Here is a 19,358-nt window from a genome sequence, read left to right on the forward strand (position 1 = left end):
TCTAGGCCGGGCCCACCCGGTCCGGGGCGACGAAGTCGACCTTCTCGCGCACGCCGCAGTCCGGGCAGCACCAGGAGTCCGGGATCGCCCCCCACGGCGTGCCGGCCGGGAAGCCCTCCCGCGGGTCGCCGCGCCGCTCGTCGTAGACGTACCCGCAGCCGGGGCACCGGCCGCCCGCCGTGGCGTCGCCGTGGGTGTCGGCGAGCTCGGGTGCGGCCGCCGTGACGCGGGTTCCGTAGCGCGCCAGGACCTTCGCCCGCTTGCCCGGCTGGATGTTGGCGCGCGAGATGTCCCCGCCGTAGTGCGCCAGCACCCGCGGGTCCATCACCCGGCGCCAGAGCGGCGGGACGAGCGCCAGCACGATCATCCCGGCGTAGCCGGTGGGCAGCACCGGCGACTCGGCGAAGTCGCGCAGCGTCTGGTACCGGCGGGTCGGGTTGGCGTGGTGGTCGCTGTGCCGCTGCAGGTGGTAGAGCAGGACGTTGGTGGCGATGTTGTTGGAGTTCCAGCTGTGGCTGGGGTCCACGCGCTCGTACCGGCGCCGGCCGGGCGCACCCACCCGCTGCCGCAGCATGCCGTAGTGCTCCATGTAGTTGACGACCTCCAGCAGCGAAAACCCGACGACGGCCTGGATCACGAGGTAGGGCAGGATGCCCGCGCCGAGCCAGGCGACCATCGCCGCCCACAGCACCGCGGACATCAGCCAGGCGTTGAGCACGTCGTTGCCGAGCCGGTAGGGGTGGCGGTTCCGGCGGGCGTAGCGCTTGCGCTCCAGCCGCCACGCCGACTTGAGCGAGCCGAACACCGTGCGCGGCCAGAAGCGGTAGAAGCTTTCGCCGACGCGGCTGCTCGCCGGGTCCTCCGGTGTCGCCACGCGGACGTGGTGGCCGCGGTTGTGCTCGATGTAGAAGTGCCCGTAGCAGCTCTGCGCCAGCGCGATCTTCGACAGCCAGCGTTCGTGGCTCTCCTTCTTGTGCCCCAGTTCGTGCGCGGTGTTGATGCCGATCCCGCCGATGCACCCGATGGAAACGGCGAGCCCGATCTTGTCCGCCACGCCGAGCTCGCCCCGCGCGATCAGCCAGCACGCCGCCACGAAGCCGAGGTACTGGACGGGCAGGAAGGCGAAGGTGATCCAGCGGTAGTAGCGGTCGTTCTCCAGCCGCGCGATGACGTCGTCGGGCGGATTGCTCCGGTCCAGCCCGGCGACGAGGTCGATGAGCGGCACGACCACGAGGATCACGACCGGCCCGATCCAGAACCAGCCGCCCCACCCGGTGGCGGCGTGCAGCCCGATGGCGAGGAACGCCAGGGACGGCACGACCAGGCCGATCAGCCACAGGTACCGCTTGCGGTCGCGCCACACCTCGGTCGAGCCGGCGGGCAGGGTCCCGGTCGCTTCGCTCATCACACCCTCCTTGGCGGACTGCGTTGACAGGAGGTTAGTCGATGTCCAGGTTGTTTGACAATAGATCATCCAATGTAAAGCTACCGAGCGTTGCGGCCACCCCGCTCCAGCCGCGCGAGCCCGGTCGCCGGGAGTACTTCCAGGCAGCGGCCGTTCCCCTTCTTCCCTCGCCGCGAACCACCGCACACACCGATCCGGCGGAATTCACTTTCACCCGTTCGGCCCAGTGATCGACAGCTCGAATTAACCTCCAGCGCCGGTACCAGAGCAAATGCCGGTAATCGCCTCGGCGCACACGGTAAACACCGTTCGCCACCAGCCGGACGAGTGTCCGAAAGCCGGGTCGCGCCGAACGGGTGTCAGAGGTTCGTGGTAAAAAACGGACCCTGATCGATTCCGCGGCAACACGGAGGGTGAGGCGAAGACGGGTGACGGCGGCCGCTGTGTCCCATCGTCGTGTCCGCTTCCTCGTCCGAGTCCCCATTCCTCGCCGACCGTCACTCAGGAGTTCGTGAACCGCCGTGCTGAACAAAGACCCCCGGGACGAGTCGGACAAGCCGTACGACAAGTCGATCCGCAAAAGGCTGACCAGGACCGTTCTCATTCCCAGCGTCACGTTGCTGGTGCTGTGGATCGCGGTCTCGTCCTACTTCCTCTTCAACGGCGTTTACGTCCGGTTGGTCGCGGCTTCCGTGCGCGAAGTCTCGATCCCCGCCGCGACCGCGCTGGCCGAGTTCCAGAAGGAACGCCAGACCGCGCTGCAGTACCTCGACGACCCGGCGCTGGGCCCGGCCCGGCTCCAGCAGCAGCAGAAGGCCACCGACGAAAAGCTCTCGACGCTGAAGGACGCGTTCGCCGCGACCATCTCGAACGCGCCGGACGAGATCGCGTCCAAGGTGAACGCGCTGAAGGCCCAGTTCGACCAGCTGCCCGTGCTGCGCTCGCAGATCAGCTTCCGCAGCATCGACCGCGCGCAGGTCAACTCCTACTACAACGGCGTGATGGACACCGCGTCCAACCTCTTCGACACCCAGGCCCGGATCGTCCCCGACTCCGAAGCCGCCACCGGCGGCATCACGGCGACCTCGGTCTTCCGCGCCGGCGACATGATGTCGCGTGAGACATCGCTGGTCTCGACGGCCTTCTCCGCCGGCACGTTCGCGCCCGGCGACTTCGCCCAGTTCGCGCAGCTGTCCGGGCTCTACCGGACGCAGCTGGCGCAGGTCGCGCCGTTCCTCGACCCGGGCGTCCGCCAGAAGTACCAGGCACTGACCACCAGCACGGCCTGGCGCCAGCTGGCGACCGCCGAAGAGGCGCTCGTCAAGCACGGCCCGTGGTCGGCCGGGGAGCAGAAGTCGGTGCCGGTGTCCGAAACGGACTGGGAGAACGCCACGACGCAGGTCGCCCAGAGCCTGAACGACCTCGCGATCACCCAGGCGGACAAGGTTTCGGCCGCCGCGATCGACGCCGGCGACGCCCAGCTGCGCAACGTCATCATCGGCAGCATCGTGGCCCTGCTCGCGTCGCTGGCGGCGATCATCGTCGCGGTCCGGGTGTCCCGCTCGCTCGTCGACCGCGCACTGATGACGCGTCTCGCCCGGCTGCGCAACGACTCGCTCGACCTCGCCCGCAACCGGCTGCCGGACATCGTGGAGCGGCTGAAGAGCGGCGAAGCCGTCGACCTGAAGGAAGAGCTCCCCCGGCTCGACCACGGCCGCGACGAGATCGGGCAGGTGGCCGAGGCGTTCAACGTCGCCCAGCTGACCGCGGTCAACGCCGCGGCGAGCGAGGCCAAGGCCCGCAGCGGTGTGCACAACGTGTTCCTCGGCATCGCGCACCGCAACCAGGTCCTGGTCCACCAGCAGCTGCAGATCCTCGACGAGATGGAAGCGCGCGAGGACGACTCGACGCAGCTGGCGGCGTTGTTCCAGCTCGACCACCTCGCCGCCCGCGCCCGCCGCACCACCGAAAACCTGATCATCCTGGGCGGCAAGCAGCCCGGCCGCCGCTGGCGCAAGCCGGTCGCGCTGATGGAGGTCCTGCGCGCCGCCGTCTCGGAAACCGAGCAGTACGCGCGGGTCCAGGTCGAGCAGGTGGCCGACGTCGCCATCGTCGGCGCCGCGGTGGCCGACACGATCCACCTGGTCGCCGAGCTGGTCGACAACGCGACGTCGTTCTCGCCGCCCGGCTCGCCAGTCGAGGTGACCAGCCGGATGGTCGCGCGCGGCGTCGTCGTCGACGTCTCGGACCAAGGGCTCGGCATGAAGGACGGCGTCCGCGAGTGGGCGAACGCGATGATGGCCGAAGCACCCGAGTTCGACGCGATGGCGCTGCGGGCCGACTCCAGCCTCGGCCTGTTCGTGGTCGCCCGGCTGGCGGCTCGGCTCGGCATCACCGTGACCTTCGACCCGTCCCGCTACGGCGGCCTGCGCGCCACCGTCCTCATCCCCACCCAGCACCTGGCCGGCGAGCACGCCGACCAGGCCGGGGAAACGACCTCACCGGCGGAGACCACCGCGGTCCTCGCCCCGGTGGGCGCCCCGGCGCCGCAGGCGGCAGAAAGCTCGCTCCGCACGATGGACACGCCCAGCTCGTTCAGCGGTCAGATCCCGATGAAGCGAGACACCAAGCCGAGGCCGTACCCGGCACGTGCCCTCACCCCGCCCGATGCCCTGCCCTCCGTGCCGGCGGCGGCGCCGGAGACGGCGGTCGTCACCCCGGCAACGGACGTGCGGCCGACCGACGACCGGCCCCGGCTGCCCCGGCGCGAGCCGCAGCAGAACCTCGTCGCCCAGCTCGAGAACGAACCCGACGACAGCGCCGACGAAGTCGTGGCGCCGGGGGAAGGCACCGCGCGCACGCTCGCGGCGTTCCACAAGGGCACCCGCCGCGGGCGCGGCGGACCGGACGACGACTCGTAGTCCCCGGCACACACACGAAAAGTCCACACAGGAAAGTCAGGGTCTGAAGTCGAATGAACGAGTACGGGAACCCCAAACCCGATCTCAACTGGCTGCTCGACGACATGGTGAACCGCGTGGTCGGCGCGCAGAACGCCATCGTGCTCTCCGCCGACGGGCTGCTGATCGGCAAGTCGGCCGGGATGAGTAAGGACGACTCGGACCAGCTTTCGGCCATCGCCTCCAGCCTGCAGAGCCTCGCCAAGGGGGTGAGCAAGCAGTTCAACCGCGGCCCGGTGCTGCAGAACATGATCGAGATGGAACGCGGCTACCTGTTCGTCTCGGCGGCCGGGCAGGGTGCCTGCCTCGCCGTGCTGGCCGCGGACAACGTCGACGTCGAGATGATCGCCTACGAGATGAGCCGGCTCGTCAAGCGCGTCGGTGACTACATGGCGTCCGCGCCGCGGGAAGCGGCGTCGGTGCTGCGGGAGGCCACATGAGTGCCGAAGACGGCTGGTACGACGAGGCCGCCGGGCCACTGGTCCGGCCGTACACGATCACCAGCGGCCGGACACCGGCCGGTACCGCGCGGCTGGACCTGTCGACGCAGGTGATGACCCTGCGCTCGGAGCAGGAGCCGGCCGGGCTGGGGCCGGAGCACGTGGCGATCGTGCAGCTGTGCCGCCACCCGGTGTCCGTCGCCGAGATCGCCGTCTACGTGAAGATCCCGCTGGGGGTCGTGCGCGTGCTCGTCGGCGACCTGATCGAACGCGGCCTCGTCATCACGCGGTCCCCTGCCCACCACCCGGCGCAGTCGCCGGACCTCGAAACACTCCAGGCGGTTCTCGATGGCCTCATCAAGTACTGACGGCACGGGGGCGGACATGGTCCCCACGCCGGTCAAGATCATCATCGCGGGCGGTTTCGGCGCGGGGAAGACCACGATGGTCGGTTCGGTCAGCGAGATCCCGCCGCTGACCACCGAAGAGGTGCTCACCGAGGCGAGCGCCGGCGTCGACGACCTGTCCGGCGTCGAGCGGAAGACGACCACCACGGTCGCGCTGGACTTCGGCCGGATCACCATCTCGCCGCGGCACGTGCTGTACCTGTTCGGGACACCGGGCCAGGCGCGCTTCTGGTTCATGTGGGACGACCTCGCCCGCGGGGCGATCGGGACGGTCGTGCTGGTCGACACCCGGCGGCTGGAGACCAGCTTCGCCGCGATCGACTTCTTCGAGCGCCGGAAGATCCCGTTCGTCGTCGCGGTGAACTGCTTCGACAACGCGCCGCGCTACACCGCCGAAGAGATCCGCGAAGCCCTGGTCGTCCCGGACCGTGTGCCCATCGTCATGTGTGACGCACGCGACCGTGACTCCAGCAAGCTCGCGCTGATCCGGTTGGTCAAGCACGCGATGACGGTGGTGCCCGCGCGGGTCTGAGACCTGCGCGTTGTCCGCTTTTGTCTCCTCTGGACACCGCCGGTGTCCGTTGTGGCCCTCCGTGGCCGCAACGGTCACCGGCGTACCCACATGGCCCAATTGACTGGACCACCCGGGTGCAGCCTTTTAGTTGAGCATGCATCCAACTGATAGCATCCGATCGTGACGAGTCGGGTGCCGGAGTTTCCTGAATATATAAGGGAAAACTATCCGGCTCAGGGTCGTCTCTTCGGCGACTTCCTGGGTGGGCTGTGGTCCACCGCGTGCGAAGCGCTGGAGATCCCCCTGGAGCAGTCCGTCCGGACCACCCGGATGCTGCGCTCCCTGCTGCCGCCGTGGGCGCACGAACGGATCGGCCCGGTCCCCGCCCAGCCGTCCTATGTGGCGGACGACGGCTTCCCGGCCGAGATGTCGGTCAACTGGTCCGGGGCGCGGCCGGAGCTGCGCATCCTGTTCGACAGCCTCGGCCACGACGTGGTTTGGCCTGGTGAGAGCGTTTTCCGCACCCGGCGCCTCGACCACGTCCGCGAAACTTTCACCCCGCGCGCGGGCCGGCCGTCGCCGGCGCCGCTGTGGCATTCGATCGCCTGGCGGCCACCGTCCGGAGTGGTCCACAAGACGTACTTCGGCCTGTACTCGTGGCCGCACACGCACCGCGAAGCCGCGGTGGCCGAAGCGATGGCGCGGCTCGGCCTGGCCGAAGCCTGGGCCGACACCCGCCGTCGCGTCGAAACCGTCGAAGGCGATCGCGAGATCGAGTTCTTCGCCGTCGACCTGACCGACGACGCGCAGGCCCGCGTGAAAATCTACTACCGCAACCACGATGCGAACCTCGCCGAGGTCGAGCGCGTCGCCGCGGTTGCGCTCCACCACGACTCCCGCCAGGCGCAAGCCGCCTACCGGACGCTGGCCGGCGCGGACGCCGAAGCCGGGGAAGCGGCGTTGAGCTGCCTGGCGTTCCGGTCCGGCCTGGACCGTGCCGCCGAGTCCACGACGTACCTGCGGCTGCCCGCCCTCGTGCCCGACGACGGCGAAGCGGTGGAGCGCACGGCCGCGCTGCTGCACGACCAGGGCGTCGACCCCGGCCGGTTCCGCGCCCTCGCCGCCGCGCTGGTGCCCGGGCCGCTGAGCGGCAGCCGCGGCGTGCTGGAGCTGGTGAGCTTCCGCGCCGCGGGCCGGCCGGGCGACGTCACCACCTACTTCCGGTTCCCGGTCTTCGACCGGCCGCCGCCCGCCCCCCTTTCGCCGGTCGATCTCGGATGAACCACCGTTAAGGAGCAGAACGTGACCGAGCAGGACGTCGAGCGCGTGGCCCGCCACAACGAGCAGCGGCAACGGGAGTACGAGGCGTCGGACCTGATCCGGCTGCTGACCGACGAGCACACCACGGTGGAGACGAAGAAGGCGGTGCTCACCTACCTGCAGCCGTGGTCGAACGCCTTCCAGCGGATGATCAGCGCCCGGGTGACCTTCGAGAGCGACCCGGAACTGCGCGCACTCGCTTGTGAGCACCAGGCCGAAGAGGTCGGGCACGACAAGATCCTCGCCCGCAGCCGCGCGGACGACCGGGAGCTGGTCTGGGACCCGGTGATCGAGATGGGCGCGTCCTGGTTCGTCGACCAGTTCGCGATCCTGCCCGGGGTGCAGCGCGCGGTACTGGCCCACCTCGCCCTCGAGGCGGGCAGCCTGGTGTTCAGCCAGGCGGGCACGAAGGCGTTCCCCGACGACGAATACTTCGAGCTGCACGACGAAGCGGACGTCGAGCACCTCGAGATGGGCTACGACGTGCTGCGGCGGCGCGACGACTGGACGCCGGAAGCGGCGATCACGGTGCTGGACCGGGCGTGGCAGGTGATCGGGGTGGTTTCCGACCGCATCGCCGAGTGCGCCCGCCGCGATACCGTGGCGGCATGACGACCACCGAACCGGCCGCCGCGGCCAGGGAAATCGCTTTCGAGGCCGCCGGTGCGTACCAGGAAGCCTTGGGAGAGCGGCTGATCGGCGCGTACCTGCTGGGCAGCCTGGCGTACGGCGGCTACTCAGCGGCGGCCAGCGACATCGACCTGGCCCTGGTGCTCACCGCCGTCGACGACGGCACGCGCTCGTCGGTCGAGCGCACGACGGCGGCTCTGCAGGAACGAGGCCCGTTGCACCGCAAGCTTTCGGTGTTCTGGGCCTCGTTGCCGGCGTTGCGCGAAGGCCGTGAAGACGGCCGTTTCCCGGCGCTCGACCGCCTGCAGCTGGCCGACGAGGGCCGGGTGCTGGCCGGTTCGGACGTCCGCGCGGAGGTCGCCCGCCCGGAGGCCGCCGAACTGTTGCTGGAGAGCGCGCGCTTCGCGATCGCGGTGCTGGCCACGGACGAGGTGACGGCCGAGTTCCGCACGCCGAAACGCCTGCTGGTGGACAAGGTGTGGTTCACGAAGGCGGTGCTGTTCCCGGTCCGGTTCGGCTATTCGGGCACGACCCCGACGGGCCGGGCGGCGAACAACGACGAAGCGATCGAGTGGTACCTGGCGCAGCCGGACGCCCCCGCGGCGTCGTTGGTCCGGCTGGCCCGGCGCGTCCGGGCGGGACACCCGCTGGAGCCGGCCGAAGCGGAGCCGGAACTGGCGGCGGGGCTGATCCCGCTGTACCGGTACTACATCGAGGCGGAGACCCGGCGGCTGCGGGAGACCGGGGCGCCGCAGGACCTGGTCGACGCGTTCGCCGGCTGGGACGAGCGGCTGGGCTGAGGTACTCCCGGCGGCGTGCGGGGAAGCACACCGCCGGGACCTCATCAGTGGATCTGGACGTTCCCGCCGTCGAGCGTCTGGCCGTTGCCGGCCGCGTAGCCGGTGGCCAGCAGCAGTTCGAACCGGTCCGCTCGCCCGGGTTCACCGGCGTCCACGAGGTGGAGCCGGAAGCCCGTGGTCACCCCGTTCAGCACGGCGTGCCCGAACACGTAGGCGTCCGGTCCGGAGACCGAGATCCCGGTGATGTCCGAGGTGTGCAGGTCGATCCCGTTGCCGTGGTCGTTGTACTCGAGCGTGCCGCGCGGGCCTTCCTTGCGCTGCATGAACTCGAAGCCCGCGGTGGCGGTGCCCCCGGGCACGAGGATCCGGACCCCGCCGGTGATCTTGCCCGGCTGCGAGGTGACGAACGGCGGTGCGACCGCGGTCGTTGCGCACTCGGCGACCGTGACCGTCTTGACGATGGCGAACTTCCCGTCCAGCGACGTGAGGTCCGCGTCGGTGGTGAAGACGCCGTCCGGCAGGACCAGCGTGACCCGGTAGGTGCCGGGCAGCAGCCCGCCGACGGTTGCGCTGCCCGAAGCCGTACGCGGGGCCGGCGGGTCGTTCGCGAGAACACCCGGAACGGCGACCTCGTCGACCCGGGTGGTCACCCCGTCCGGAGCGGTCACCGCGATCGAGCCGAGGCAGACGTTGCCGAAGTCGACGCCCCCGGTGACCTGGCCGCTGGTGACGGTCACGGTCGTGCTCCCCGAGGCGGGCGTGGTCCGGCGCCAGCCGGCCTGGTCCCGCTCGCGGACGGTGTAGGTGCCCGGGCGCAGGCCGGAGAAGGCGTACCCGCCGTCGGTTCCGGTGACCGCGGAGGCGCCGTTGTCGAGGTCGAAGGTCCAGTTCGCCAGTCCGGGGTCACCGGCCCCGCTGCCGTCGGCGCCGTGGTCGTCGAACTTCCGGCCGCCGATCGTCGCCGGCCGGTAGTTCCCGAAGTCGTTCCCGCCGAAGTTCGCCTGCCCCACGCCGTACCCGACGGTGACGGGCGCCGGCGCGTGCGACTGGACCCAGCCGGCCTGAGGGCGCTCGGTGAGGGTGTACGTCCCCGCGCCGACCGGCATCGCGTTGGCGTTCAAGGAGAACGTGTAGGCGCCGCCGGCGTCCGTGACAGCCGTGTCCACCGGCGTGCCGTTGTAGGACAGGTCGATCGTCCAGCCGGGCAGGCCCGGCTCCCCCGGCTGCCGGACGCCGTCGCCGTTGACGTCCTCGTACTTCGTGCCGCCGAGCACCGGGATCGGGCCGGTGCCGCCGTGGTTGAAGTTCCCGCAGGCCACCCCGATGAAGGCGCCGTTCCAGTACTTGACGTGGATCTGTCCGGTCCCGATCTCGTCGTAGATCTGCTGGTTGCCGGGACGGACGTGCGGGCAGAGACCGCCGGTGTTCCCGTCGCACCCGTTCCAGAACTCGTGGGGCCGGTCGATCGCCACGATCGGCGCCCAGACCATGAAGTTGCGGTCGAAGCCGCCCTCGGCGCGGTAGAACGCGGTGACCGCGGGCCGGGCGAACTGCTCGTGGGAGATGGCGTGTCCCACGCCGACGTCGTAGAGGTACGAGTACCGGTAGGTGCTCGTGTTGATCATCGCCTGTTCGTCGGGCCAAAGGACCGTCGCCGAGGCCGCCGGCGCGAAACCGACCGCGAGCGCGAGCGCGCAGCACAACACCAACGGGATGCGGAGCACCCCGGAGATTCTTCGCATGGGTCAACCCTTCCCTGGCGTACCAGGATTCCGATCCGCCGAGGCCGGGGACGAGCCGTCGTGCACCGCGGGTTCGCGGTGCGCAGCCAGGGTCGTGCCGCGCCGGTTCCGCGTTACGGGAACCGGCGCCTTTCCCCCTCACCGCAGGGTCAGCGGCGTCTCCGATTCCACCCGCGTCAGCTTCTCCGGGTTCCGCACGAAGTACAGCCCGCTGATCCGCCCGCCCTCGACGCGGGCCGCCATGATGCCGTCGAACTCGCCGTTGACGTGCAGGGCCAGCGCCGGGTTTCCGTTGACCACCACCGGGATCCCGGTCACTTCCACCTCCGCCTTGCCGATGCCGCCGACGATGAACCGGCCCACCTTGTCCGCGCCCGACACCGGGCGCAGGGCCGCCTGCTTGACCCCGCCGCCGTCACTCATCAGCACCACGTCCGGGGCGAGCAGATCCATCAGCCCCTGCATGTCGTGGCCTTCGAGGGCACGCTGGAACGACTCCAGCACCGCCCGGGTCTCGCGCGCCGAAACCGCTTCACGCGGCCTTCGCGCGTCCACGTGCCGGCGCGCCCGGCTCGCAATCTGCCGGACCGCGGCCGGGGACTTCCCCACCGCCTCCGCGATTTCGTCGTAACCGACGTCGAACACCTCGCGCAGCACGAACACCGCGCGTTCGGTCGGCGCCAGCGTCTCGAGCACCAGCATCAGCGCCATCGACACGCTTTCCGCCAGCTCGACGTCCTCGGCCACGTCCGGCGTCGTCAGCAGCGGCTCCGGCAGCCACGGCCCGACGTAGGCCTCCTTGCGGCGCTGCATCGTGCGCAGGCGGTTGAGCGACAGCCGGGTGGTGATGCGGACCAGGTACGCACGCTCGTCGCGCACCCCCTCCTGGTCGACCTCGGCCCAGCGCAACCACGTCTCCTGCAGGACGTCCTCCGCGTCGGCCGCCGAGCCGAGCATCTCGTACGCCACCGTGAACAGCAGGTTCCGGTGGGCGACGAACGCCTCGGTCATGACCTTTACCCCCCTCATGCGACGACGCCGCCGAAGCGCCCCCAGGCAACGAACGCCGCCACGGCCAGGTAGGCCAGGTTCAGCACGGCGAAGGCGGCGCTGCCGTGGCGGACGTGGGTGATCATCGCACCCACCATCAGCAGCACCCAGCAGACGGCGGTCACCGGCACCAGCACCGGCGCGATCCCGGTCACCGCGGGCAGCACCAGCCCGAGCGCGGCCAGCAGTTCCAGGACGCCGAGGCTCTTGACGAAGCCGGGCGCGGCGGCCGCCGTCCATTCGCCACCCGGGGCCGCCGCCAGCTTCTCCGGCCGCACGAACGCTTTGCCGACGCCTCCGGTCAGGGCCACGACGGCGAGCAGGCCGGCCGCGATCCACAGTGCCAGGTCCATGACGTTCTCCTCTCGGACGATCTCCGGCCTCAAGACACCGCCCGCCGCGAAGTTGTGACAGCGTTGATTCTGTACCTACTAGTATGTACAGTCAGCGCCCATGGGAACCCGGGACCAGCTCGTCGACAGCGCCCGCGCACTGCTGTGGGAACGCGGCTACGTCGGCACCAGCCCCAAGGCCATCCAGCAGCGCGCCGGCGCCGGCCAGGGCAGCATGTACCACCACTTCGCCGGCAAGAAGGACCTCGCGCTGGCCGCCGTGCAGCGCAGCGCCGAGGAACTGCTGGCCGCCGCCGAGGCGCAGCTGAACGCGCCCGGCACCGCCGTCGAGCGCATCGCCGCCTACCTGCGCCGCGAGCGCGAAGTCCTCAAGGGCTGCCCCATCGGACGGCTCGCCCAGGACCCCGACATCGTCGCCGACCCGGCCCTGCGCGCCCCGGTCGACGAGACGCTCACCCGCGTGCGCGTCCGGCTGGCCGAGGTCCTCGACGAAGGCCGCGCCGCGGGCGAGCTGCCCGCCACCCTGGACACCACCGCGCTGGCCGCCACGATCGTCGCCGTCCTGCAGGGCGGGTACGTGCTCGCCCGCGCCGCCGGTACCCCGGAACCGTTCGACCAGGCCGTTTCCGGCGTGCTCGCCCTGCTCGCCGCCCACTGACCCAGGAGTACCCGTGCACGTCCGCCGCGTTCCGTCCACCAGCACCGCCGCCCCCGCCGATGCGGTCACCGGCAGCGCGTGGATCACCTCGCTCGCCGTCCCGGAAGGCCCGTCACGAACCCGCGTCGACCGCGTCCAGTTCGCCCCCGGCGCCCGCACCCGCTGGCACCGGCACCCGCTCGGCCAGGTCCTCGTCGTCACCGAGGGCACCGGCTACGTCCAGCGCCGCGGCGGCCCGGCCCAGCTGATCCGGCCGGGCGACACGGTCCGCGTCGCCGCCGGCGAGTGGCACTGGCACGGCGCCACCGACACGACGTCGATGACCCACCTGGCGATCGAGGAACTATCCGCCGACGGCACCCCGACCGAGCTCGGCGACCCGGCGGGCGACGGCGAGCCCGCCGCCGTCCCGGCCTTCACCCGTACCCTGCTGCTCGACCAGCGGCTCCCGGCGCCCCGCGTGATCGATCACGTCGAAATCCGCCGGATCACCATCGCCCCCGGCGCACACCTCGGCCTGCACGTCCACAACGGACCGGTGTTCGGCAGCATCGAAACCGGCTCGGCCGTTTACCAGATCGACGGGGAACCGGAAACCGTGCTCACCCCCGGCGACGTCTTCCACGAACCCGAATCGACGCGGATCGCCCGGTTCGACCCGCAGGGCGACGGGGTCACCTTCCTCGCCTACTTCCCGGCCGGACCAGGCGAGACACCGAGCCTGACCATGCTGGACAGCTGACCGGCGCACTCCACGCCTCACCGAGGTACACGGCTCCCGGTTCACGGCGGTTCACCACATTTCCGAACTCTTTCCTCACGCGACAAAGTTCTGGACAACGGGCCGCGCACGGGTCACGATTACGCCGTGCCCGCCGCCCGTTGATCTCCCGGAAACAATCGGTTGACTCTTCACAAGGCGGACATTGTTATCGCTAACAGAGAACCACGCCACTGGTGTCGGGCCAGTGGAATCTCTGTCCCCTTTGAACCTCATGGAGTCACTTCATGCCCGGAAACGCGGGAAAGCACCGCATCTCCCGACGCACCAAGATCGCCACCGGCGTCCTCGCGCTGGCCGTGGCCGCCGGCGGCATCGCGGTGGCGACCACCTTCGGCGCGTCCGACCAGGCCAGCGCCGACGAGGCCGATCCGTCGCTCTACATCGACATCCTGAAGGTGAAGCCGAACAACTTCGCGCCCGCGAACTCGCGCGGCGCGTCCACCGGCACCTTCACCGTGGACTGCGGCCGCAACGAGAACCAGCACTTCAACCCGGACAACTTCGTCGCGCAGCCCGGGGTGCGCAACGGCGCCCAGCACCTGCACGACTACGTCGGCAACCTCTCGTCGAACGCGGACTCGAACAACAAGAGCCTCGAAGCCGCCGGGACCACGTGCAAAAACGGCGACAAATCCGCCTATTTCTGGCCGGTCGTGCGCATCGACACCGGGGACGAAGAGAAGAACCCGCCCGCGAAGTCCCCACAGGGTGACCGCGACAAGGCGGCCCAGGACGCGGTCTCCCCGGTGATCACCTGCCCGGACGTCGCCAGCCGCCTGCCCGACGTCCCCGACTCGGCGATGGCCGAGGTGAACCGCAACCTGGACCTGCTCGACACGCAGCTCGACGAAGCCAACAAGCGGCTGGTCAGCACGCGCGGCCAGGGCGGCCCGAACTTCGTGCAGAACGCCATCCTCGGCCCGCTCAAGGACAAGCGCGTCGCCACCATCGACCGCATCGCGATCGCGATCGGCCGCACCGCCGCCCGGCCACAGGGCCTCGACGTCCTCGCCCCGTGCACGCTCAAGGAGCAGGCCGGCAGCGGCGGCAACCCCGCGAGCAACGGCGGTGGCGCCCCCGGCGGCGCGGTGCAGCAGATCACCTGCCCGGACGTCGCGAGCAAGCTGCCCGCCGTCCCGGCGTCGGCCAAGGCCGAAGTGGACCGCAACCTCCAGCTGCTGAACACGCAGCTCCAGGAGGCGAACCAGCGCCTGGTCAGCACCCAGGGCCAGGGCGGCCCCAACTTCGTCCAGAACGCCATCCTCGGCCCGCTCAAGGACAAGCGCGTCGCCACCATCGACCGGATGGCCATCGCCATCGGCCGCACCGCCGCCAAGCCGCAGGGTCTCGACGCCCTGGCGCCGTGCAGCCTCGGCCAGGGCGGCAACAACGGCGGCAACGGTGGGGCGACGGCGACGCCGCCGCTGCCCGGCCCGGACGCCAACAACGAACTCCCCGACAACGACGGCCAGATCCAGCGCCCGGCGAAGGTCGGCATCACCTTCCGCGGCAGCCCGGCCGGCCAGGTCGTCGCGATGCCGAAGTTCCTGCGGGCCCTCAGCGGTGACGCCAAGCCGTCCATCAACGGCACCAAGAACACCCGGGCCGCGTGGACCTGCACCGGCTTCGAGAACCGGCTGACCGACAAGTACCCGATCTGCCCGCAGGGCAGCAAGGTGGAGCGGATCCACGACTTCCCGAGCTGCTGGGACGGCAAGAACACCGACAGCGCCAACCACCGCACGCACATCGTGTTCCCGGACAAGAACGGCCGCTGCGCCGCCGGGTTCAAGGCGGTGCCGCAGCTGCGGACCACGCTGGTCTACGACATCCCGCACGACGTCCAGGTCAAGAAGCAGTACAAAGTGGACTCGTTCCCGTCCGAAAAGCACAACCCGCTGTCCGACCACGACGACTTCGCCAACGTGATGTCGCAGCGCATCATGAACCAGGTCGTCAACTGCATCAACCGCAACAAGACCTGCAACGCCTGACCCGCGCGGGTGCCCGCCGCGGACGGCGGCGGGCACCCGTGAGGAGTCTCAATGACGGTTCCGATCGTGCCGGGCTTCCACCCCGACCCGTCGATCTGCCGGGCCGCCGGCACGTACTACCTGGCGAACTCGAGCTTCGAATACGTGCCGGGCGTCCCGATCCGGCGCAGCACGGACCTCGTCACCTGGGAGCTCATCGGGAACGCACTGACCCGGCCGAGCCAGCTGCCGCCGAGCGAGGGCGCCGCGAACACCGGCGTCTTCGCGCCGACGCTGCGGCACCACGACGGCCGCTTTTACCTGGTCACCACGAACATCCTCGACGACCGCGGCCAGCTGATCGTGACCGCGGAGGACCCGGCCGGTCCGTGGTCCGACCCGGTCCACGTGCCCGGCACCACCGGCATCGACCCGGACCTCTGCTGGGACGACGACGGCGGCTGCCACCTCACGTGGGCGTCCTTCCGGCCCGACCTGCCGGGCATCGCGAGCGTCCCGATCGACCCGGCCACGGGCGCGGCGCTCGCCGAGCCGCGGCTGCTGTGGAACGGCACCGGCCTGGCCGCGCCGGAGGGCCCGCACCTGTACCGCGTCGACGGCTGGTGGTACCTGCTGCTCGCCGAAGGCGGCACCGAACGCGGCCACGCCGTCACCATCGCGCGCGCCAGGACGCTGGAAGGCCCGTACGAACCGGCGCCCTCGAACCCGATCCTGACCTACCGCAGCACGACGCACCCGGTGCAGAACACCGGGCACGCCGATCTCCTCCGGTGCGCCGACGGCAGCTGGGCGATGGTGTACCTGGGCGTCCGGCCCCGCGGCAAGACACCGCAGTTCCACGTCAACGGCCGCGAAACCTTCCTGGCCGGCGTGGACTGGGTCGACGGCTGGCCCGTCGTGGCCGAGGACCGGTACCCGGTCCCGCCGTCGGACCACGGCTTCACCGACGACTTCGCCGAGCCGCACCCGCGCTGGGTGGCCCCGGGCGCCGGACCCGAGACGTTCACCCGCCGGGTCCGGCCGGGCGAGCTGGTCCTCACCGCCGGACGTCCGCTGCTGACCCGCGCGCTCGACGAGCACTGGACGGCGGAGGCCCGCATCGACGTTTCCCGCGGCACCGCTTCGTTCGTCGTGCGCATCGACGACCGGCACTCCTACGGCCTCACGGCCGACGGCACCAAGGTCACGGCGGTGCTGGCGATCGGCCCGGTCGTCCAGGCCGTCACCGAGGTCGCGGCGGGTCCGGTGGTGTCGCTGCGGATCCGGGCACTGCGGCCGGAACCCTCCGGTCCGCTGCGGGAAGCGGACGAGCCGGACCTCGTCGAGCTGTCCGTGCTCGGCGAGGAAACCCGGGTGCTCGGCGCGTTCGACGGACGCTACCTGTCCACCGAGGTCGCCGCGGGCTTCACGGGCCGCATGATCGGCGTCGAAGCCCTCGCCGGAACGGTGTCCCTGCAGGAGTTCCGCTACTCGACCGACCGAGCGGGACACCGGGAGCCCGCCGAAACGTCGTGAATCCGCAGAAGCCGGATCTTCAGGTCAGCTCGGCCGCCTTCCGCAGCAGCACCGAACGTTCCCGCTCGTTGGCGCACAGCCGGGCCGCCAGCTCCAGCTCGGCGCGGGCTTCCGGGAGCCGGCCGAGGCGGGTCAGCAGCTCGCCGCGCACGGCCGGGACCAGGTGCGAACCGGACAGCCGGTCGGAGACGACCAGCTCGTCCACCATGGCCAGTGCCTCCGCCGGACTCGAAGCCATGGCCACGGCCACCGCGCGGTTGAGCTCGACCACCGGCGACGGCGCGACCCGGCCCAACGCCTCGTAGAGCAGCACGATCCGGTCCCAGTCGGTCGCCTCGACCGAAGGCGCCGCCGCGTGCGTGGCCGCGATCGCCGCCTGCAGACCGTACGGGCCGAGGCCGCCCGCGGACGCCTTGGCCAGCGCCGCCAGCCCGCGGTGGATCGCCGAGACGTCCCACCGGCGCCGGTCCTGGTCCTCGAGCAGGACCGGCGAACCGTCCGAGGCGGTCCGGGCCGGGAAGCGCGCGGCCGTCAGCTCGCACAACGCGAGCAGGCCGTGCACCTCCGGCTCGGCCGGCAGCAGCGCGGCCAGCGTGCGGGCCAGCCGGATCGCCTCGTACGCCACTTCGGGACGCATCAGGCGGTCCCCCGAAGTGGCCGTCGACCCCTCGGTGAAGATGACGTAGATGACGCTGAGCACGCCGCCCAGCCGCTCCCGGCGTTCGGCGGGCGGTGGCAGCTCGAACGGCACCCCGGCCGCCGCGATGGTCTTCTTGCCGCGGGTGATGCGGGCCTGCACGGTCGGCACGGAGACCAGGAACGCCCGCGCGATCTCCTGGCTCGACAGCCCGGCGACGACCCGCAGGGTCAGCGCCACCCGTGCCTCGGGCGAGAGCACCGGGTGGCAGCTGACGAACATCAGCGCCAGCACGTCGTCGTCGATCCGCTCGGGGTCGGCCTCTTCGGCCACGGACCCGACGGCCGCCAGCACGGCGTACTTGTCCCGCAGGGCGACCCGGCGGCGGATCACGTCGATCGCCCGCCGCCGGGCGGTGGCCATCAGCCAGCCCGCCGGATCGGCGGGCGGGGTGCGCGGCCACGACACCAGCGCCTCGGCCACGGCTTCCTGGGCGGCGTCTTCGGCCAGCCCGAAATCGCCGGTGAACCGGGTCAGCGCGGCCACGATCCGCGCCGACTCGATCCGCCAGACGGCTTCCACGTCGGGGGTGCGCATCGGGTCACTGTTTCGCCGGGTCACTGCGGGATTTCGTCGCTGCCGGGCACCCGCCGCACCTCGACCTTGGCCCCGGGAGCCGCGGGCACCCGCTTGGCCCACTCGACGGCCTCCTCCTTCGAAGCGACGTCGATCAGGAAGAAGCCCCCGAAGAGCTCCTTGGTCTCCCCGTACGGCCCGTCGGTGACCACCGGGGTCTCGCCGCCGAAGTCGACGACGACCCCTTTGGCGGGGTCGTCGAGCCCCTCGGCCGCGACGTGGACACCGGCCTTGAACAGGTCCTCGATGAACCGGCGGCTGGTGGCCACCATCTCGTCGATGTTCGCCATCATGGCCGCGTTCGACTCGTCGGTGCCCCGCATGATCAGCATGTACTTCGGCAACTCGGTCTCCTCGTCCGGCGGGCCGCTTCCCGGCCCGTGCGCCCTCAGGTCGAACGGGCGGCGCGCGGATCGACACGGCGACGGAGGAAGTTTTTCACGCCCGGCCGGGTGTCGTTCGGCGCCGCGGGGACGGACCTGGCCACCGGGTTCGGCGGCGCACCGCGGTTCACCGCTTGAGCTGCACCGAGTCGAGCAACGCCTGCGCCGCCTGGCCGTTGGCGGCCGAGCTGGCGATTTCGACGGTGTAGGCCCCGAGGGTCCGCGACCGGCGCGCGGGGAGCGGGTCCCCGGGGAAGGCGTCACCCCCGGCCGCTCCCCGGCTGGTCAGCGACACGGTCAGGGCGAAGCACGCGGTGTCGAGGGGAACTTTCGCCACCTCGGACCCGGGACAGAGCACCAAGGTGTTGGTTTCGGGCTCGCTGGTGAACGTGGCCACCTTCTGCCCGTCGGGGACGCGCACCGACTTCAGCGGGGAGTCGATCACCGGCGGTGTGGCGCGGATCTTCCCCAGCAGCGCGAGCATTTCCGCGGACGTCACCGGCTTCGAGGTCTGCACCCGGATCCAGCGGTCCGGTCCGTCCTGCCACATGACCGACTGCGGGTGCGGGATCTGCCCGGCCTCCGAAGGCTTCGCCGCCGAAGCGCTGCGCGGTGCCGTGCCGTCACGGAGTTCGATCTCGAAGCCGTAGTGCCGGGCCTGCCCGTACTGCACGCTGGCGAAGTGCGGGCGGGTGGCCCACGCCGACAGCTTCCAGGAGCTGTCGTCGAGGCTGACCGCCGGGGCGGACGGCGGCACCTGCTCGGCGACCGGCAGCGCGGCGGGCGGGGGATTCACCCGCGACGCCGGGGGAACCGCCGCCGTCCCCCGGGCCAGCACACCGGCGGCCACCGCGCCCACGGCGCCCAGTGCGGCCACCGCGAGCACGACCGCGGCGACGGCGGCCGTGCGGCGACGGCGGATCCGGCGGGTGGCGACGGCGAGGACGGCATCGGGGTCGGGCGCCAGCGACTCCTGTGCGCGCAGGGTGCGGCGCAACGCGTCGAGGTCGGTCATCATGCTCTCCTTCGGCCCGGATCCCTTCGGCTGCACACACTTAAGATGCCGCTGCCGGGCGCATCCGTTGCGGTCGCGTCCGAAGCCGGGCAACTCGGCGAAATTCCGGCGGCGG

General features: G+C 71.0%; 18 protein-coding genes. 11 read left to right on the top strand and 7 right to left on the bottom strand.

Going from position 1 to position 19,358, the window contains the following annotated elements; all coding sequences use genetic code 11:
• Position 1: 1 nt before the first annotated feature.
• A complete protein-coding gene (locus ACWEGE_RS31115; RefSeq protein WP_449664005.1) occupies positions 2-1,405 on the bottom strand; it encodes a fatty acid desaturase in 1,404 nt (467 codons plus the stop codon).
• A 521-nt stretch (positions 1,406-1,926) separates the two neighbouring features.
• Here ACWEGE_RS31115 and ACWEGE_RS31120 point away from each other — a divergent pair.
• The 7 genes from ACWEGE_RS31120 to ACWEGE_RS31150 all read left to right on the top strand — a co-directional run bounded on the left by ACWEGE_RS31120 (position 1,927) and on the right by ACWEGE_RS31150 (position 8,476).
• Positions 1,927-4,326: a nitrate- and nitrite sensing domain-containing protein gene (locus tag ACWEGE_RS31120; protein ID WP_449664006.1), complete on the top strand. Its 2,400-nt coding sequence runs from the start codon at positions 1,927-1,929 to the stop codon at positions 4,324-4,326.
• Positions 4,327-4,379: 53 nt separating this feature from the next.
• Positions 4,380-4,805: a roadblock/LC7 domain-containing protein gene (locus tag ACWEGE_RS31125; RefSeq protein WP_086851216.1), complete on the top strand. Its 426-nt coding sequence runs from the start codon at positions 4,380-4,382 to the stop codon at positions 4,803-4,805.
• Positions 4,802-5,173, top strand: a complete 372-nt coding sequence (locus ACWEGE_RS31130) for a DUF742 domain-containing protein (protein WP_449664007.1) — start codon at positions 4,802-4,804, stop codon at positions 5,171-5,173. The genes ACWEGE_RS31125 and ACWEGE_RS31130 overlap by 4 nt, the downstream gene beginning before the upstream one ends.
• A 16-nt stretch (positions 5,174-5,189) precedes the next feature.
• Positions 5,190-5,744, top strand: coding sequence for a GTP-binding protein (locus tag ACWEGE_RS31135; protein WP_449664008.1), 555 nt, complete (start codon positions 5,190-5,192; stop codon positions 5,742-5,744).
• 162 nt (positions 5,745-5,906) lie between these two features.
• On the top strand, positions 5,907-7,007 hold the full coding sequence (locus ACWEGE_RS31140) for a hypothetical protein (protein WP_449664009.1): 1,101 nt from the start codon (positions 5,907-5,909) through the stop codon (positions 7,005-7,007).
• A gap of 21 nt (positions 7,008-7,028) precedes the next feature.
• A complete protein-coding gene (locus tag ACWEGE_RS31145; RefSeq protein WP_449664010.1) occupies positions 7,029-7,658 on the top strand; it encodes a hypothetical protein in 630 nt (209 codons plus the stop codon).
• Positions 7,655-8,476 carry a hypothetical protein gene (locus ACWEGE_RS31150; RefSeq protein ID WP_449664011.1) on the top strand — a complete coding sequence of 274 codons (822 nt, stop codon included), beginning with the start codon at positions 7,655-7,657 and terminating at the stop codon, positions 8,474-8,476. Before ACWEGE_RS31145 ends, ACWEGE_RS31150 begins: the two co-directional genes overlap by 4 nt.
• A 44-nt stretch (positions 8,477-8,520) precedes the next feature.
• On the opposite strand, the gene ACWEGE_RS31155 is transcribed toward ACWEGE_RS31150, so the two are convergent.
• The 3 genes from ACWEGE_RS31155 to ACWEGE_RS31165 form a co-directional block, all read right to left on the bottom strand.
• On the bottom strand, positions 8,521-10,218 hold the full coding sequence (locus ACWEGE_RS31155) for an SdrD B-like domain-containing protein (RefSeq protein ID WP_449664012.1): 1,698 nt from the start codon (positions 10,216-10,218) through the stop codon (positions 8,521-8,523).
• Positions 10,219-10,356: 138 nt separating this feature from the next.
• On the bottom strand, positions 10,357-11,229 hold the full coding sequence (locus ACWEGE_RS31160; RefSeq protein WP_449664013.1) for an RNA polymerase sigma-70 factor: 873 nt from the start codon (positions 11,227-11,229) through the stop codon (positions 10,357-10,359).
• A gap of 14 nt (positions 11,230-11,243) precedes the next feature.
• The gene (locus ACWEGE_RS31165) at positions 11,244-11,621 is read right to left on the bottom strand and encodes a DoxX family protein (protein ID WP_449664014.1); all 378 of its coding nucleotides are present in this window, start codon (positions 11,619-11,621) and stop codon (positions 11,244-11,246) included.
• Positions 11,622-11,721: 100 nt separating this feature from the next.
• On the opposite strand from ACWEGE_RS31165, the gene ACWEGE_RS31170 reads away from it, so the two are divergent.
• The 4 genes from ACWEGE_RS31170 to ACWEGE_RS31185 all read left to right on the top strand — a co-directional run bounded on the left by ACWEGE_RS31170 (position 11,722) and on the right by ACWEGE_RS31185 (position 16,572).
• A complete protein-coding gene (locus ACWEGE_RS31170; protein ID WP_449664015.1) occupies positions 11,722-12,279 on the top strand; it encodes a TetR/AcrR family transcriptional regulator in 558 nt (185 codons plus the stop codon).
• A 13-nt stretch (positions 12,280-12,292) separates the two neighbouring features.
• Positions 12,293-13,021, top strand: a complete 729-nt coding sequence (locus tag ACWEGE_RS31175) for a cupin domain-containing protein (RefSeq protein WP_449664016.1) — start codon at positions 12,293-12,295, stop codon at positions 13,019-13,021.
• Between the two features lie 266 nt (positions 13,022-13,287).
• Positions 13,288-15,057 (top strand): DUF1996 domain-containing protein, encoded by a 1,770-nt coding sequence (locus ACWEGE_RS31180; protein ID WP_449664017.1) that lies wholly within the window; start codon positions 13,288-13,290, stop codon positions 15,055-15,057.
• Positions 15,058-15,108: 51 nt separating this feature from the next.
• Positions 15,109-16,572, top strand: a complete 1,464-nt coding sequence (locus ACWEGE_RS31185; RefSeq protein ID WP_449664018.1) for a family 43 glycosylhydrolase — start codon at positions 15,109-15,111, stop codon at positions 16,570-16,572.
• A 19-nt stretch (positions 16,573-16,591) separates the two neighbouring features.
• Here the strand turns inward: ACWEGE_RS31185 and ACWEGE_RS31190 are convergent, their stop codons facing one another.
• From ACWEGE_RS31190 to ACWEGE_RS31200, 3 genes are all read right to left on the bottom strand, one after another.
• Positions 16,592-17,806 carry an RNA polymerase sigma factor gene (locus ACWEGE_RS31190; RefSeq protein WP_449664019.1) on the bottom strand — a complete coding sequence of 405 codons (1,215 nt, stop codon included), beginning with the start codon at positions 17,804-17,806 and terminating at the stop codon, positions 16,592-16,594.
• Positions 17,807-17,826: 20 nt separating this feature from the next.
• Positions 17,827-18,189, bottom strand: coding sequence for a YciI family protein (locus tag ACWEGE_RS31195; protein WP_449664020.1), 363 nt, complete (start codon positions 18,187-18,189; stop codon positions 17,827-17,829).
• Positions 18,190-18,355: 166 nt separating this feature from the next.
• The gene (locus tag ACWEGE_RS31200; protein WP_449664021.1) at positions 18,356-19,243 is read right to left on the bottom strand and encodes a hypothetical protein; all 888 of its coding nucleotides are present in this window, start codon (positions 19,241-19,243) and stop codon (positions 18,356-18,358) included.
• Positions 19,244-19,358 lie beyond the last annotated feature (115 nt).

This window comes from Amycolatopsis sp. NPDC004747 (assembly GCF_053601335.1).